12 protein-coding genes are annotated in these 14,245 nt (G+C 49.8%); 10 read left to right on the top strand and 2 right to left on the bottom strand.

The features are described from left to right. Positions 1-141 precede the first annotated feature (141 nt). Genes O4H47_RS02870 through O4H47_RS02845 form a run of 6 tightly spaced genes read left to right on the top strand, consistent with a single transcriptional unit; the run spans position 142 to position 5,386 of the window. Positions 142-1,080, top strand: coding sequence for a carbohydrate ABC transporter permease (locus O4H47_RS02870; protein ID WP_269392427.1), 939 nt, complete (start codon positions 142-144; stop codon positions 1,078-1,080). Between the two features lie 12 nt (positions 1,081-1,092). Continuing rightward, positions 1,093-1,923, top strand: a complete 831-nt coding sequence (locus O4H47_RS02865; RefSeq protein WP_419719591.1) for a carbohydrate ABC transporter permease — start codon at positions 1,093-1,095, stop codon at positions 1,921-1,923. 9 nt (positions 1,924-1,932) lie between these two features. Next, positions 1,933-2,937 (top strand): ABC transporter ATP-binding protein, encoded by a 1,005-nt coding sequence (locus tag O4H47_RS02860; RefSeq protein WP_269392425.1) that lies wholly within the window; start codon positions 1,933-1,935, stop codon positions 2,935-2,937. Beyond that, positions 2,934-3,707, top strand: a complete 774-nt coding sequence (locus O4H47_RS02855; protein ID WP_269392424.1) for an L-iditol 2-dehydrogenase — start codon at positions 2,934-2,936, stop codon at positions 3,705-3,707. Before O4H47_RS02860 ends, O4H47_RS02855 begins: the two co-directional genes overlap by 4 nt. A gap of 11 nt (positions 3,708-3,718) precedes the next feature. Continuing rightward, positions 3,719-5,203, top strand: a complete 1,485-nt coding sequence (locus tag O4H47_RS02850; protein ID WP_269392423.1) for a mannitol dehydrogenase family protein — start codon at positions 3,719-3,721, stop codon at positions 5,201-5,203. 3 nt (positions 5,204-5,206) lie between these two features. After that, positions 5,207-5,386, top strand: coding sequence for a hypothetical protein (locus O4H47_RS02845; RefSeq protein ID WP_269392422.1), 180 nt, complete (start codon positions 5,207-5,209; stop codon positions 5,384-5,386). Between the two features lie 501 nt (positions 5,387-5,887). Here the strand turns inward: O4H47_RS02845 and O4H47_RS02840 are convergent. Together O4H47_RS02840 and O4H47_RS02835 are read right to left on the bottom strand one after the other, a co-directional pair. Further along, entirely contained in the window at positions 5,888-8,272 is a 2,385-nt protein-coding gene (locus tag O4H47_RS02840; RefSeq protein WP_269392421.1) for a PIG-L family deacetylase, read from the bottom strand. A gap of 12 nt (positions 8,273-8,284) precedes the next feature. Continuing rightward, the gene (locus O4H47_RS02835; protein ID WP_269392420.1) at positions 8,285-9,472 is read right to left on the bottom strand and encodes an ROK family transcriptional regulator; all 1,188 of its coding nucleotides are present in this window, start codon (positions 9,470-9,472) and stop codon (positions 8,285-8,287) included. 189 nt (positions 9,473-9,661) lie between these two features. Between O4H47_RS02835 and O4H47_RS02830 the strand changes: the two genes are divergently transcribed. From O4H47_RS02830 to argH, 4 genes are read left to right on the top strand one after another with little or no spacing between them, the layout of a single operon-like run. Beyond that, positions 9,662-10,915 (top strand): extracellular solute-binding protein, encoded by a 1,254-nt coding sequence (locus O4H47_RS02830; RefSeq protein ID WP_269392419.1) that lies wholly within the window; start codon positions 9,662-9,664, stop codon positions 10,913-10,915. Positions 10,916-10,972: 57 nt separating this feature from the next. Then, positions 10,973-11,866 (top strand): carbohydrate ABC transporter permease, encoded by an 894-nt coding sequence (locus O4H47_RS02825; protein ID WP_269392418.1) that lies wholly within the window; start codon positions 10,973-10,975, stop codon positions 11,864-11,866. Between the two features lie 57 nt (positions 11,867-11,923). Then, the gene (locus O4H47_RS02820) at positions 11,924-12,751 is read left to right on the top strand and encodes a carbohydrate ABC transporter permease (protein WP_269392822.1); all 828 of its coding nucleotides are present in this window, start codon (positions 11,924-11,926) and stop codon (positions 12,749-12,751) included. Continuing rightward, entirely contained in the window at positions 12,748-14,244 is a 1,497-nt protein-coding gene (gene argH, locus O4H47_RS02815) for an argininosuccinate lyase (protein ID WP_269392417.1), read from the top strand. The genes O4H47_RS02820 and argH overlap by 4 nt, the downstream gene beginning before the upstream one ends. The last annotated feature ends 1 nt before the right edge of the window (position 14,245 follow it).

The raw sequence follows: 14,245 nt of genomic DNA, 5'->3' as shown, positions 1-14,245 counted from the left end.
CGGATATCGGATATCCGAACCCTTCGTCAGTAAAACACTGCGCATCGTTTCTCCGGCAGCCATTTGCAGCGACCATGGTTGCTTGACAAGCGATTGAACGAAAATGACTCTAGAGAACAATTGAACGTAAAGGGTGTGCCAATGGCCGACCGAAAGCTTTCGCGTCTAATGCAGGCGCCCGCGGTGATCCTGCTCTTAACATGGATGCTGGTTCCGCTTTGTATTACTTTGTTCTTTTCCTTCATTCGCTATGTTTTGGCGAGCTCAATTCGTCCTGAATGGACGAGCCCCAGCATTGAAAACTGGCGCGGGTTTGGAAACTATTTGTTTGTCTGGAACAATGACGGGTTCTGGCTGGCTGTTTATAATTCGATTTTCATTGTTACATCGATCATCGTTTTGACGGTTGTTCTTGGTTTGGCAATTGCGATTCTTGTTAATCGGACATTTCCGGGCCAAGGCATCGTTAGGGTTATGCTGATTTCTCCTTTCTTTGTCATGCCCGCGGTGAATGCGGTACTATGGATCAATATGATCCTGGACCCTGTCTTGGGTTTGCAAGGGATTGCAGTGGGCGGTTTGAATGAGGTTGTGGCCACATTGCAGGATGCACCGCTTGTGGGTTGGTTTTTCTCGCTTTGGCCAGAGCTAATACCAATATCGTTTCGCGCCTCTCAGACATCTGCCATCGCGGTTATTTTGATGGTGACGTGGCAATGGACGCCTTTTGCGGTGCTTATATTTATGACGTCGCTCCAATCGGAGGATCAGCAACAAAAAGAGGCTGCGATTCTTGATGGTGCAGGAAAATGGTCAATGTTCCGCTTTTTGACTTTGCCACATCTGGCACGCCCAGTGTCGATTGTAGTGATGATCCAGGCTATTTTTCATCTGTCGCTTTATGCCGAGATCGAAATCGTCAGTCGCGGCAATGGCAACAAGAATTTGCCCTATCTTATCGGCGAAATGGCAACCAACAACATCGGTGCTGCGAGTGCGACAGGCATCTTTGCGGTTATCTTAGCAAATGTACTTGCGGTCTTCCTTCTAAGAATGATCAGCAAGTCTTTGATGGAGTAGAGATACATGGCTATCGTTGCAGAGCAATCAAGATTTTCCCGCGTTTTTTGGCCAGCCTTGGCTTGGATCACTGCGATCGTCATCTTCTTTCCAATCTTCTGGCTGGTATTCACTAGTTTCAAGACAGATGCGGACGCGGTGAAACCAGAGTTCCTATTCACGTTTACACCCACGTTCGAAAACTATGCGAATATGGTCGACAACTATGACTATTGGCGCTTTCTGAAAAACTCAGTCATTACTTCAGTTTTCGCAACATTTTTCGCTTTGGTCGTCGGCGTGCCTTGTGCTTATGCGATGGCGTTCGACCCGTCCCGCTCCACCAAGGATGTTTTGATGTGGATGCTGTCCACCAAAATGTTGCCGGCGGCTGCCGTGCTTTATCCAATGACTTTCCTAACGAAGAATTTTCTTGGGATCTATGACACGAAGTTTCTCGTCATTGTCGTGCTGATGTTGGTCAACCTGCCAATTGTGATTTGGATGTTGTTTTCTTATTTCAAGGAAATCCCGAAAGAAATTATGGAAGCCGGCAAGATGGACGGTGTGAACATGTGGGGCGAGATCAAAGAGATTTTGATCCCACTTGCATGGGGCGGAATCGCGTCAACCGCATTGCTCACCTTCATATTCTGTTGGAATGAAGCATATTGGACCGTGAGGTTGACCACCACCGACGCAGCTACGCTTTCCAGCCTAATCGAGGGCAATCGTGCCCCAGAGGGATTATTCTTTGGACGGCTCTCCGCAGTATCTACCGCAGCAATTGGACCTATCGTGGTGCTCGGCTGGTTCTGTCAAAAACAATTGGTCCGGGGTCTAACCTTTGGCGCAGTGAAATAGGATTTCGAAATGGGAAGCATCAAACTTGAAAATATCGCCAAATCGTTTGGCGACACCGAGGTCATACCGCCGCTAAACCTGAGCATCGATGAAGGTGAGTTTGTCGTTTTCGTTGGTCCCTCTGGTTGCGGCAAGTCAACATTGCTTCGACTGATCGCGGGTCTTGAAAATGCGACTGCAGGCAAGGTGATTATTGATGGTGAAGACGTCACCAACGTCACACCATCCAAACGCGGCTTGGCCATGGTGTTTCAATCCTATGCCCTTTACCCGCATATGACAGTGCGCAAGAACATCGCCTTTCCGTTACGGATGTCGGGCATGGAGCCAGCAGAGATCGATAAGCGTGTCGAAGCCGCTTCAACATCACTGAATCTGAACGACTATCTTGAGAGAAAACCAGGGCAGCTTTCGGGCGGTCAACGTCAAAGGGTGGCCATTGGACGAGCGATTGTCCGTGATCCTTCCGCGTTCCTGTTTGACGAACCGCTTTCTAATTTGGACGCGGCGCTGCGCGTTGGAATGCGGTTAGAAATCAGTGAAATGCATAAGCAAATGGGCACGACGATGATCTACGTTACGCACGATCAGGTCGAAGCGATGACCATGGCCGACAAAATCGTGGTGCTTCAATCTGGCGTAATCGAGCAAGTTGGGAGCCCTTTGGAACTGTATAAGAGTCCGTGCAATGTGTTTGTCGCAGGTTTCATTGGTTCGCCGAAGATGAATCTCCTGTCTGGAGAAGTTGCTGCTAAATACAACGCGCATACTATAGGCATTCGTCCCGAACACTTGTCAATTTCAGATACTGCAGGTGAATGGGAAGGTGTTGTTGGAGTGTCCGAACACCTTGGTTCAGATACGTTCGTCCATGTACACTTCGATGGATCGAACGAGCCGCTCACAGTGCGTGCTGGTGGTGATCTTGAACTCGAATACGGTACCAAAGTCTTTTTGACACCTGACATGAAGAAGCTACATCGGTTTGATGAAAGCGGTCGGGCGATCCGATGATGCGTCTGAAAGGAAAAACCGCACTCATCACCGGCGCGGCTCGCGGTATCGGATGTGCATTCGCTGAAGCTTATGTGCGCGAAGGCGCGCGCGTGGCCATCGCGGACATTGACATAACCCGCGCACGTGAAACTGCGTCTCGGATTGGGGATGCTGCAATTGCTGTGGAAATGGATGTGACACAGCAGGACAGCATCGAAGCCGCAGTGGCCAAGACCGTCGAACAGTTTGGGCAAATAGATATTCTAATCAACAATGCGGCGCGGTTTACAGCAGATCCACTTGTCGCAATCAAGCGCAGCGAATTTGACGCCATTTTTGACATCAATGTCGCGGGCACTCTGTTCACGATGCAGGCGGTGGCACGTCACATGATCGAACGCGGTAAGGGTGGCAAGATTATCAATATGGCAAGTCAAGCTGGCAGACGCGGAGAACCGCTCGTCGCAGTCTATTGCGCGTCGAAAGCTGCTGTTATCAGCCTGACACAATCTGCGGGTCTCAACTTGATCGGTCATGGCATTAATGTGAACGCCATTGCTCCTGGCGTCGTCGATGGCGAGCATTGGGACGGAGTGGACGCATTCTTTGCGAAACATGAGGGCAAGCGCCCTGGACAGAAGAAAAAAGAGGTCGGCGATGCTGTCCCCTACGGTCGCATGGGGGTAGCCGAAGACCTCACCGGGATGGCGATATTTCTCGCAACTAGTGAAAGCGACTACGTCGTCGCGCAAACCTACAACGTGGACGGCGGACAATGGATGAGCTGATGGAGGAACTTTTGTCTGAATCCCGTTTTGCGGAGCTCAGTAACGCTGCGCTGTCCGACTTGCCTTCAACGATCCTGCGACCAAACTATGATCGTACTAAGCTTGAGGCCGGAATCGTACATATTGGTGTGGGCAACTTTCACCGCGCGCACCAGGCTTGGTATTTACACAGGCTGATGCAGACGGGCGAAGCATTTGGCTGGGCAATCGTTGGTGCTGGTATCCGCCCATTTGATGAGACTCAACGCAAGAAGATGGCAGCACAGGATTACCTGACAACGCTGATCGAGCTGGATCCTTCCGGCTGTTCTGCCGAAGTAATAGGTTCTATGATCGATTACGTTCCCGTCGAGGCGAGCAATGCCGCATTGATCGAACGGATGAGTCGACCCGAAATTTGCATTGTGTCTCTCACCGTGACTGAGGGCGGGTACTATATCGATCCAGCGACAAAGGGATTTGACGCACAACATCCCGATATACTTCACGACGCTGAATATCCTGACCGGCCAATGACCGCCTTTGGCGCAATGGTCGCAGCACTCAGGCTGCGCCGCGCAACTGGAATAGGACCCTTCACTGGATTGTGCTGTGACAATTTGCAGGGAAATGGGGAAATATTGCGCCAAACAGTGGTGTCTCTAGCGCGGCTTTCTGATCCCGATTTGGCCGATTGGATTAATGCAAATTGCAGCTTCCCAAATTCTATGGTCGATTGCATAGTTCCGGCTACCGGCCCAAATGAGTTGCGTCTGGCGCGCGAAATCGGCATCGACGACGCTGTTCCGGTCACCCATGAAGAATTCCGCCAATGGGTGATTGAGGATGATTTTTGCGCGGGTCGCCCGGCTTGGGAAAAGGTTGGGGCCACTATCACAAAGGATGTTCACGACTACGAAGCAATGAAAATTCGTTTGTTGAACGGCGGCCATCAGGTGATCGCCAATGTCGGGGAACTGCTTCAAGTCGACACGATTGCCAACTGCATGGCGCATGTGCAGATTGCAGCGCTTTTCAATAAGGTGGCGCGTGAGGAGATTGCGCCGCATGTGCAGGCCGTTCCCGGGAAAACCCCTGCGGAATATATTGACCTACTCAACTATCGTTTTGGTAATCCTCGGATTGCAGATACGACGCGGCGCGTCGCCTTCGACGGGTCGTCACGACACCCAGGGTTCTTGGTACCTTCGCTTCGCGACGCGATCGCAGCGGGCGCCCCGTTTGAGGGACTGGCGTTGGTCGAAGCTGCGTGGGCGCGCATGTGTGCAGGCACTAGGGAAAATGGCAGCAAGATTGAGCCGAACGACCCGAATTGGGAAGAATTACGTGTAGCGGCAGGCCGTAGCAAAAACGATCCCGCCGTTTGGCGTGCGCAGCGGCAATATTATGGGGATGTGGCGGATGATTCCGAATTCGCTGCTGCTTTTGACCGCTGGTTAGCCATGATTTGGGACCAGGGTATAGGCGTCGCGCTTGACACCTATCTTGAGAGCTAACGCATGGCACACCTTGGAATAGACCTTAGCATGTCCGGGGTGCACGAATTGCTTGTCGACGCGAACGGCGCACTTTTGAGATCGGTGGAACGGCACCTTGAAACGCGCTGTCCGCATTCCGGCTCGTCAAAACATAACCCAAAACATTGGATCGCTGCGCTTGCTGGCGCTATGCAAGATTAGCGTGAAATTCATCCGCAATTCGAATAGAACGTACCTTTTGTTGAGTGTCTGATGTTTTGCAAGTCGCTGCCAATGAGCCAATGTATAGTATGCAACTGCAAGCCCACTTAGTGACAATCGTGAATCTGCAAAATGCGATGCAGAACCGTCTAATTGCAATCAAAACCGCGGAATCTGCATTGCGTTTTTGGTAGAGCAGGGCTCTGAATTCCAGGTGAGGGGCTGAAATACAAAATTTTTTGTGGTATTTTCGTTGCTACACTTTTTGAGCTCCTCAGGAAATCAACAACATCACACTACAAACCCGTTATGAATAAAAAATATCTCCAGCCATCTTTTCAAACAATTCAGTTTTTCTTCAAAATAGCGAAAAATTCTCTAGGTTTTACAGCCCCAGAATGATTTTCCGCCGCTCTTGCCAGTTGGCAGACAGCGAGTGGCGTTGCAGATATTTGGTCTTTAAGTCGCTATGCCACAAAGGCGCTTGGCAAATGGCTCAATTCAATCGCACCTATTCAGCAAATTTGCCATTAGGCGGTAGGCCCCTGGGACGAGCTGTTCCAATTGATGGTGGAAAATCAGGCTCGTGTGAGTATGTCGACCCTTGCCAAATCGCCCTGAAAGAAGGGACCCTTTTAACGGGGGCTCGCCTACATCGGCCATTGAAATTAATGCTTCGTATTGGCTATCCCATGTTGATGCAAAGTAAAGTCCACGTTCTTTGTCCCAACCATTCCAGTCCTGAGCTGTGATCTTGTTGGGGCCAACGAGCAAGGGATGCTCCGGTAATAGAGTTTGGACCTGAGCATTTTGATCTGTCACGCGCCAACGCAGGGATGGCTTGCCTATGGTTAGGGGGGCAAGCGCGGAATTAGTTGGATCCCAATTGTCCCACGGGCGATGATAAAGGCTGACAAGGTTGCCGCCAGCGTGCACCCATTTGTGAAGATTTTTTATCTGCTCAGCAAGAGCCGGGCGCGTGCGCAAGGCGAACACGCCAACCAAAATTGTGTCAAATTCGCTAAAATCGCCACGCAACAGTGCTTCATCGGTTATCTCGCAAATGTCGAAGCCTGCTTGGCCGAGCCAATATCCAGATCGATCACTTCCGCCCGAAATATACCCAATTTTTCCGCTGGGTCGTGCAAGGTCGAGGGCCAACAGGCGGATTTCAGCAGCTTCAGCATAGGTCATTGCCCCTGTATGGGGGTAAGACATTCGGTGTTGAAAAGCTGCCGGCGTACCATCAAGAATTACACCGGCTTTGTACAGACCAGGGCCACAATTGCTATTCTTTGAAATGACAATTTTGTCATCTGTGCAGTCAACATCAAACGGTAGGTCGCCGCTTATTGTCAGCGATGCGCCTTGCGGTGATTTTCGTTCGACGTGAACTTGAATATCCTTAGCGTCCTGAAGGTTGAAGATAAGGGCCGTTTTATCCAGTGTGACTTCGTGGGCACTAACAACGTTGATACGTTCCTCGGCTTCAATTTCAACGGTGAACTGTTGGCCACTTTCCGCAAGATTCATTCGCACAAACAATTGCGCATTGGCCCGATTTGGATGCCACACATCTGGAAGAGGATCCGAAGGTTTTTCATGTTTGGGGATTTCGACATTAAATGCCAGATCATGGGTTTTTGTGATGTTCCACCCTGTTGGTGCTATTACCTCAAAATCTGGAACTTCGCCTGCAGGCGTAAGAATTGTGCCGGTTATTATTTCACCTGGGCGCACCTCGTAGGATGATAATTCCAGGCGCAAGGTTCTATCGCCTGCCAAAAAAAGAGCTTTGCTGAGCTGTTCAACTTTGGCCAACAATCGATGTTCGACTTCAGCCTTTGCCGGTTGAGAACAGGCGGCGAGTGCATTGCGAACATCTTCTAGCGCCAACGCGCAGGCGGTGCGAACTTCTTGATAATTGGGCCATTGGGCTAGAGCTGTATCAATGTGGCTTTGAGCGGAACTCAACATATTTGTAAGTTCAGGCGCGCCAGCAAAGTCCGCCAGATCTGTTAGTGTGCGGGGTAAATTGTCAAAGATCGATGCTTCATCACCGCCATGCCCGTCTGCCGCCCAAGCAAGATTTAGCGGCCATGAAATTTGTGCGCCCGCTTCGTGCCAATTGCCCATGCCTTGTGTCATGTGGAAACTGCGCGATACCTCGCCTATTTGCGAGTAATCCATACCCAAAATTGGGTCGCCGCCGCTGCCATCAATGGAGACCGTTTTCGTTGGCGGTGGCAGATCATCGTCATAGGCGTCGCCTGCGCCAGACCAAGCGGGTAAATAGAGCTTTTTCACCTGCCATACATCAAGCCCTGCTTCTGGGTTGTACGTTGGATCAGCTGCAAGCTTTACAGCTTTAAACGCACTTTGCGTCATCGCACGGTGGTGGCCATGTTGACCAGGTACATCCAAAAAAGTGACAGCGATGATATCCGGCCGTTCTTGCCTTAGGATGTGCACAAATCGCTCCAGTGTGCGGTCTTCCCCCCAAATGTTTAAGGTTTCTTCGCCGCTTTTGGAGAACCCAAAATCACCGAGCGGGTCATTAGGTGTTTGACAAAGCCAATATTGGGTCATGTTGAGCACTTCAGCCGCCCGTTCCATCTCACGCGTGCGAACAATGCCCAATTTCACCTTTGTTTCGGTGCCGATCGCGTTTTGGCCGCCTTCGCCGCGCGTAGAGCAGGCGTGGGAGAGTTTCACACCGTCTCTAAACCCAATAGCTGCAATCATGCGCGATGTTTCATCATCCGGATGTGCGCCAGTGTTCATAAAAGAGGTGACCGACTTTAGGGATTGAAGGGCTTTCCAAAGCTGGGTGGCTTTTGGTCTGGCATAAGCCTGTTGCAAGCGCTCGCCGTCAGAAATGCTCATGTTCATATTCGCCTAGGCTAGGGTTAAATGTGAAGGTGTGATTGTTTGATGGATGACCATTGCCGCACCACCGATGGCAGCGGTTTGTCGGCCAGAAAAGCCACGTACCAACCGCGCGATTTGGCGATCGGCACGGTTAGATACGGAGCCAACTGGAAGCTCAATCCTCTCAATAAGGGCATCAATAACCGTGTCTGGAAGTGCGCCGCCTAGAATTATTGTTTGGGGATCATATAAGTTTTCAAGCGTGCCGATAACCTGCGACAAGTGCCCCCCCGCTTGATCAAGCCAGTCCAACATATGTGGGTTAGATTCTTGCAACAATTTTGCGAAATCGGCACCTGTTGAAAGGTCGATGCCAAACTTTTGCATATATTGGATTGCTGCAAATCTACTGGCATATGTTTCCAAGCAACCTTTGTTGCCGCATGCGCATTGGTTCCCTTGAAACTGGGTAATGATATGGCCAATTTCACCGGCGTTGCCATATGCACCGCGTTGGATATGTCCGTTTGAAATTACGCCAAGGCCGATGCCTGCCCCAAAATAAACGAAGCAAAAATCGTCCAGCCCCTTTGCAACGCCTGCAACACGCTCCGATACGGCCGCGGCGGTCGCATCATTTTCAATCAATGTTGGGCAGTTCAACGATTTTTCGAAAACTTCCTGTGGATCTAGGTTGTCCCAACCCGGTAACACCGCTTCACCTGCACTGGTCAGGGCTGTTTGCCCAAATGGTCCCGGCATCACGATTCCAGCCCCTAAAAGATGGGACCTTTCGCGGTTTGTTTCAGTCATTGCTTCTTCCAACAAACCCAGGATTTGCAGCACAGCCGTTTGTGGATCGGCTACCACGCTGGTTATGCGCTTAGAATATGACAATTCGCCTGACAGGTTGAGCAAGGACACAACAATTGCATCTGGGCGAAGTTCAACACCAACAGCAAATGCCCCGTCGGGGTTGAAGCGGTATTGCAAAGCAGGTTTTCCCCGAACGCCGGTTCTGTGACCGTCAGGTTTGAGCAATCCTTGGGATTCCAAAACAGCGGCAATATTGGAAACAGCTTGGATGCTCAAACTACAGCTGCGTGCGATCTCTGCGCGCCCGGCCGGCTCATTTGTGCGCACATATTCAAGCACAACTCTTTGGTTGTGGTCTCGATTACGCTCCGCATTTCCGCCAACGATTCCGATAGGCATGTTTCCTCCGATCAGAAATTATTTACTCAACTAACTTGAGTTAAGTATTGATTTGTTTGCTCAGATGGTCAACACTTTGTCTCAATCAGCCGGAAACAAAACCTAAGAGTCTGTCAGATAATTCAGCTACACAATTGATTATACTGACAATTTCTGCGCTGAGGTGAAATCGATGAGGAGGAAATCGAAATGACTTCATGGAAGAAGAAGCTACTCGGGTTGACCACTGGCGCTGTTGTTGCCATGTCATCTGGGGCCAGTCTGGCGGTAGAAATTGAATATTGGCAGTATATTTTTGACGCGCGAATTCAAGCGATGGATATTCTCATCGAGAAGTTTGAAGCAGCGAACCCTGATATCACTGTCAAGCAAACCACATTTCCCTACGCTGACTATCGCACAAAGGTCGCAGCAGCTATTCCAGCTGGCGAAGGCCCAGATGTTGTCCAACTGTTTTATGGCTGGTTGAACGACTATGTTGATGCAGAGCTCATTACGCCTCTGCCAACCGATATGTTCCCACCAGAACAAATTGAGGCTGAGTATTTCCCAATGGTTCAGGCGATGAAACGAGACGGCCAATATATGGCCTTGCCGACAGCGGTTCGCTCGCTCGCTTTGTTCTATAACAAGCGTTTGTTTGCTGAAGCGGGCATTGAAGCACCGCCAGCAACGCTGGATGAGTTGATTGAAACAGCGAAAAAACTGACCAAAAAAGACGGCTCAGGCAACTTGACACAAGTTGGTATCACAACCGGCATGAACGCTCAGGATCATCACTGGTTCCGCGAAGTACTTGTTCGCCAATTTGGTGGGGCGCCATATGACGCTTCAAACGCTAAAGTCACCTACGCAGATGCTGGGGGCGCGGCTGCGCTGAAATGGTACACCGATCTTCAGACTGTTCATGAAGTCACAAGTTTTGGATTTATGGATGAGCCACAAGCTGCTTTTAAGGCAGGTCGTGCAGGCATGCACATCGACGGGTCTTTCCGCATTGGCGCATTGGACAGCACTCGCGGACTTGAGTGGGGCGTTGCAGAGCTTCCGGCCGGTCCAGATGGCATGAAATCCAACTACTCAAGCTATTGGGTAAACGCTCTAACTTCAAAAGCGACTGGTGAAAAAGCCGAAGCTGCAAAGAAGTTTATAGCGTTCATTACAACAGATGAGGCTATGCAGATTTGGCTTGATACAGTTGGCGAACTGCCCGCTAAACCTTCTGCTGGACTAACTGACGAAAACAAGATGAACCCAGTGTTTGGGCCATTCATCAACGGTTTGGGTTACGCAAAAACGACGGTATTTGCTAACGAGTCCGGCCAGCGTCAAGTTCTGATGGATGCAACACAGCGCATTTTCCTTGAGGGCCAGTCTCCCGAGGATGCCATCGCTGCTGCAGCTGCCGAAGAGCAGAAAATTCTAGACGAGTACTACAACTAACCCTTGACCTTAGTGGTCCCGCAATTTGTGGGGCCACTTGCTCGTTTGGAGAGAATTATGAATTTCTATGGTGCGCTGACCATAAAGCAAAAACAAGTTGTGTGGGCATGGACCTTTTTAGCTGTGCCAGCAATATTTTATTGTTTGATCCGCTTTTATCCGACTTTTAACGCGATCGCACTGTCATTTCAGGAATGGAACCTCTTGGGCGCACGCACGTGGACAGGCATTGACAATTACACCAAATTATTTGCCGATCCCGTATTCTGGAAAGTATTCAAAAACACTTTTATCTATTTGTTGCTCGGCACTCCAATTAGTCTTTTGATCTCGTTTGTCATTGCCTATAATTTGGACAAGGTCCGCTTTATGCATGGCACCATCAGAGCATTGTATTTTCTGCCTTTCATGACCTCAACTGTTGCTATGGCATGGTTGTGGAGATGGTTCTATCAGCCCGTACCGATCGGTTTGTTCAACAATGCCCTTGCCACAATTGGCATTCCACAATTTGAGTTTTTGAACTCAACCACATGGGCACTTCCATCGATTTTGGCACCAGCTGTGTGGGCTGGCCTGGGTTTTCAAATCATCATTTTTATGGCCGGATTGAGGGCCATACCGCAAACATATTATGAAGCAGCGCGCATTGACGGGGTTGGGTCTTGGACCACACTCTGGCGCATAACGCTGCCATTGCTTAAGCCGACAATCGTATTTCTTGTTGTGCTGTCGTCAATTGGCTTCCTGCGAATTTTCGACCAAGTCTTTAACATGACATCAAACAACCCTGGCGGTCCGCTAAACTCGACCAAGCCTTTGGTTTTGATGATCTATGAAACAGCTTTCAGCTCGTTCGATATGGGCTATGCCGCCGCGCAAACCGTTGTTCTATTCACCGTCTTGCTGATCGTAAGCCTGACTCAACTCTACATTATGAGGGATAAATAGATGGCGAACTCAGCAAGCATAAAAGGCTCTTCAGCCACGCTCGATGTGGCCAAAACAATGCCGAGGAGAAACCAATTTGACATAGGGCAAATCGCGCGATGGGTTCTCTTGTTCGGCGGCGGAATTCTCATGGTACTGCCCATCGTTTATATGCTCTCCACTTCTTTGAAATGGCCGCATGAAATCTACAATCTGTCGATTATCCCCGATGAGCCAACACTAGACAATTATGTGTACGTCTTGGAAGACGGCCGTTTTTATAGCTGGTTCTTCAACTCGCTAATCATCGCCACCGCGACAACCGTTTCTGCTGTGATTTTCGACTCTCTGGTTGGGTATGTGCTTTGCAAATTTGAGTTCCGCGGTCGGATGATCGTTTTTATAGCGATCCTTTCAACGCTTATGATCCCAACAGAAATGCTGATTATTCCCTGGTACATGATGGCAAAAACATTCGGCTGGTTGGATAGCTATTGGGGCATCATGTTTCCCGGCGTTATGACCGCTTTTGGTACATTCTTGATGAAGCAATTCTTTGAGACAGTGCCTGATGATTTTCTTGAAGCGGCCCGCATAGACGGGTTGAACGAATTTGAGATTTGGTGGCGCGTGGCAATGCCCATGGTGACACCAGCTCTTGCCGCGCTTGCCATATTTGTGTTTCTCGGCAATTGGACCGCATTCATCTGGCCGCTTATCGTGACCAATAGTCCTGAATTGTACACATTGCCAGTGGGACTAACCACGTTCAGTGTTGAGCAATCTGTTGAATGGGAACTGATTATGACTGGTGCGGCTTTGGCGACGATTCCAACTTTGATCGTCTTCTTGATATTCCAAAAATACATCATTCGCGGTGTCGTCATGGCAGGTCTTAAAGGATGAAGGACACAACTAAATTTCCGAATGAGACTTACAAAGATACCGTTTTGGCTCCGCTTTTCGAAGGGGCCAAGGCGCACTATGTGCAGCCAATTCGAGCGATCAATCAAGCTCATCTGGTGATGCTGGCCGAAACAAAGATCGTTGATGAAGAAACCGCAGCAAAAATAGCAAATGCGCTGCTTCACATTGACCAAAATGTTGATGTTGACGGTCTGCAATATACCGGCGAATTCGAAGACTATTTCTTTCTGGTTGAAGCGGAGCTCAAATCTCGACTTGGACCCGATATCGCTGGCGCTTTGCACACAGCCCGCAGTCGCAACGACATGGACCATACCGTGTTTAAGTTGGTGCTTCAGCAACGCACGGACGCTCTGCTTGCACTGGCCCAAAATTTGGCGGACCAAATGGTCTCAACGGCCCAAAGGGAAAGTGACACACTGATTGTCGCTTATACCCATGGCCAACCTGCCCAACCCAGTACCTTTGGGCACTATTTGGGTGCGGCCACCGAAGTGTTGTTGCGCGATATTGAGCGCTTGGAACTTGCACGTAAGTCTTTGGATAAATGCCCAATGGGGGCCGCAGCCATCACAACCAGTGGTTTTCCAATTGATCGCCATCGCATGGCAAATTTGCTTGGTTTTGGCGCGCCACAGGAAAACGCGTATGGGTGCATCGCGTCCGTTGATTACGTGACCGGACTTTATTCAGCTATGAAACTACTGTTTTTACATCTGGGGCGTTTGGTTCAGGATTTTCAGTTTTGGAGTGCTTTTGAAGTTGGTCAACTCTATGTGCCAAACAGCTTTGTTCAGATCAGCTCGATTATGCCGCAAAAACGCAATCCGGTGCCAATAGAACATCTACGGCTGTTGTCATCTTTGAGCGTTGGGCGCTGTGACATGATGGTCAACAATATGCACAATACCCCGTTCACCGATATGAACGATAGTGAGGGGGAAGTGCAACAGGCCGGGTACGCCGCGTTTGAGAGTGGTGGCCGTGTTTTGCAGCTTCTTAGCGCATTTGTTCCAGCCCTTTCAATCAATGCAGATAAAGTGCGCCAAAACACGGATGCGTCTTGCATCACGATAACCGAGTTGGCTGATACGCTTGTGCGCAAAGACGGATTGTCGTTCCGCCAAGCGCACGAAGTGGCAGCACAAACCGCCAAGTCAGTGATCGCAAAGAACGTTGGTTTGGCACAAGGGTACGAAGATTTCTTGGTGCATTTTGGTGAATCCATCGGCCAAAAATCCTGTTTGGATCTCGAGATGTATCAGCGCGCGGTGGCCGCTGAACACTTTGTAAAAGTTCGAGACCGATTTGGCGGGCCGGGCCCAGATGCCTTGCGCGCGTCGTTAGACGGATACCAAAAGCAGATAAAGCTGTTCAAAGAAAACCTTGCAGCTAACCTTAAAAAACAACAAGTGGCAGATGACGAACGTGAAAAATCGTTCAACCAGCTAGCTTCTAAAAGGGGGAATTGAG

This window comes from Maritalea porphyrae, assembly GCF_027213965.1.
Lineage (GTDB): Bacteria > Pseudomonadota > Alphaproteobacteria > Rhizobiales > Devosiaceae > Maritalea > Maritalea porphyrae_A.
Note: the sequence above shows the minus strand (reverse complement) of the source record. Positions and strands in the feature narration are given on the sequence as shown.

Excerpts from the sequence above, each read along its gene's own strand:
- O4H47_RS02830 (WP_269392419.1), top strand. The coding sequence starts at position 9,662 with ATGACTTCATGGAAGAAGAAGCTACTCGGGTTGACCACTGGCGCTGTT.
- O4H47_RS02845 (WP_269392422.1), top strand. The coding sequence starts at position 5,207 with ATGGCACACCTTGGAATAGACCTTAGCATGTCCGGGGTGCACGAATTG.
- O4H47_RS02835 (WP_269392420.1), bottom strand. The coding sequence starts at position 9,472 with ATGCCTATCGGAATCGTTGGCGGAAATGCGGAGCGTAATCGAGACCAC.
- O4H47_RS02855 (WP_269392424.1), top strand. The coding sequence starts at position 2,934 with ATGATGCGTCTGAAAGGAAAAACCGCACTCATCACCGGCGCGGCTCGC.
- argH (WP_269392417.1), top strand. The coding sequence starts at position 12,748 with ATGAAGGACACAACTAAATTTCCGAATGAGACTTACAAAGATACCGTT.
- O4H47_RS02870 (WP_269392427.1), top strand. The coding sequence starts at position 142 with ATGGCCGACCGAAAGCTTTCGCGTCTAATGCAGGCGCCCGCGGTGATC.
- O4H47_RS02825 (WP_269392418.1), top strand. The coding sequence starts at position 10,973 with ATGAATTTCTATGGTGCGCTGACCATAAAGCAAAAACAAGTTGTGTGG.
- O4H47_RS02820 (WP_269392822.1), top strand. The coding sequence starts at position 11,924 with ATGCCGAGGAGAAACCAATTTGACATAGGGCAAATCGCGCGATGGGTT.
- O4H47_RS02840 (WP_269392421.1), bottom strand. The coding sequence starts at position 8,272 with ATGAGCATTTCTGACGGCGAGCGCTTGCAACAGGCTTATGCCAGACCA.
- O4H47_RS02860 (WP_269392425.1), top strand. The coding sequence starts at position 1,933 with ATGGGAAGCATCAAACTTGAAAATATCGCCAAATCGTTTGGCGACACC.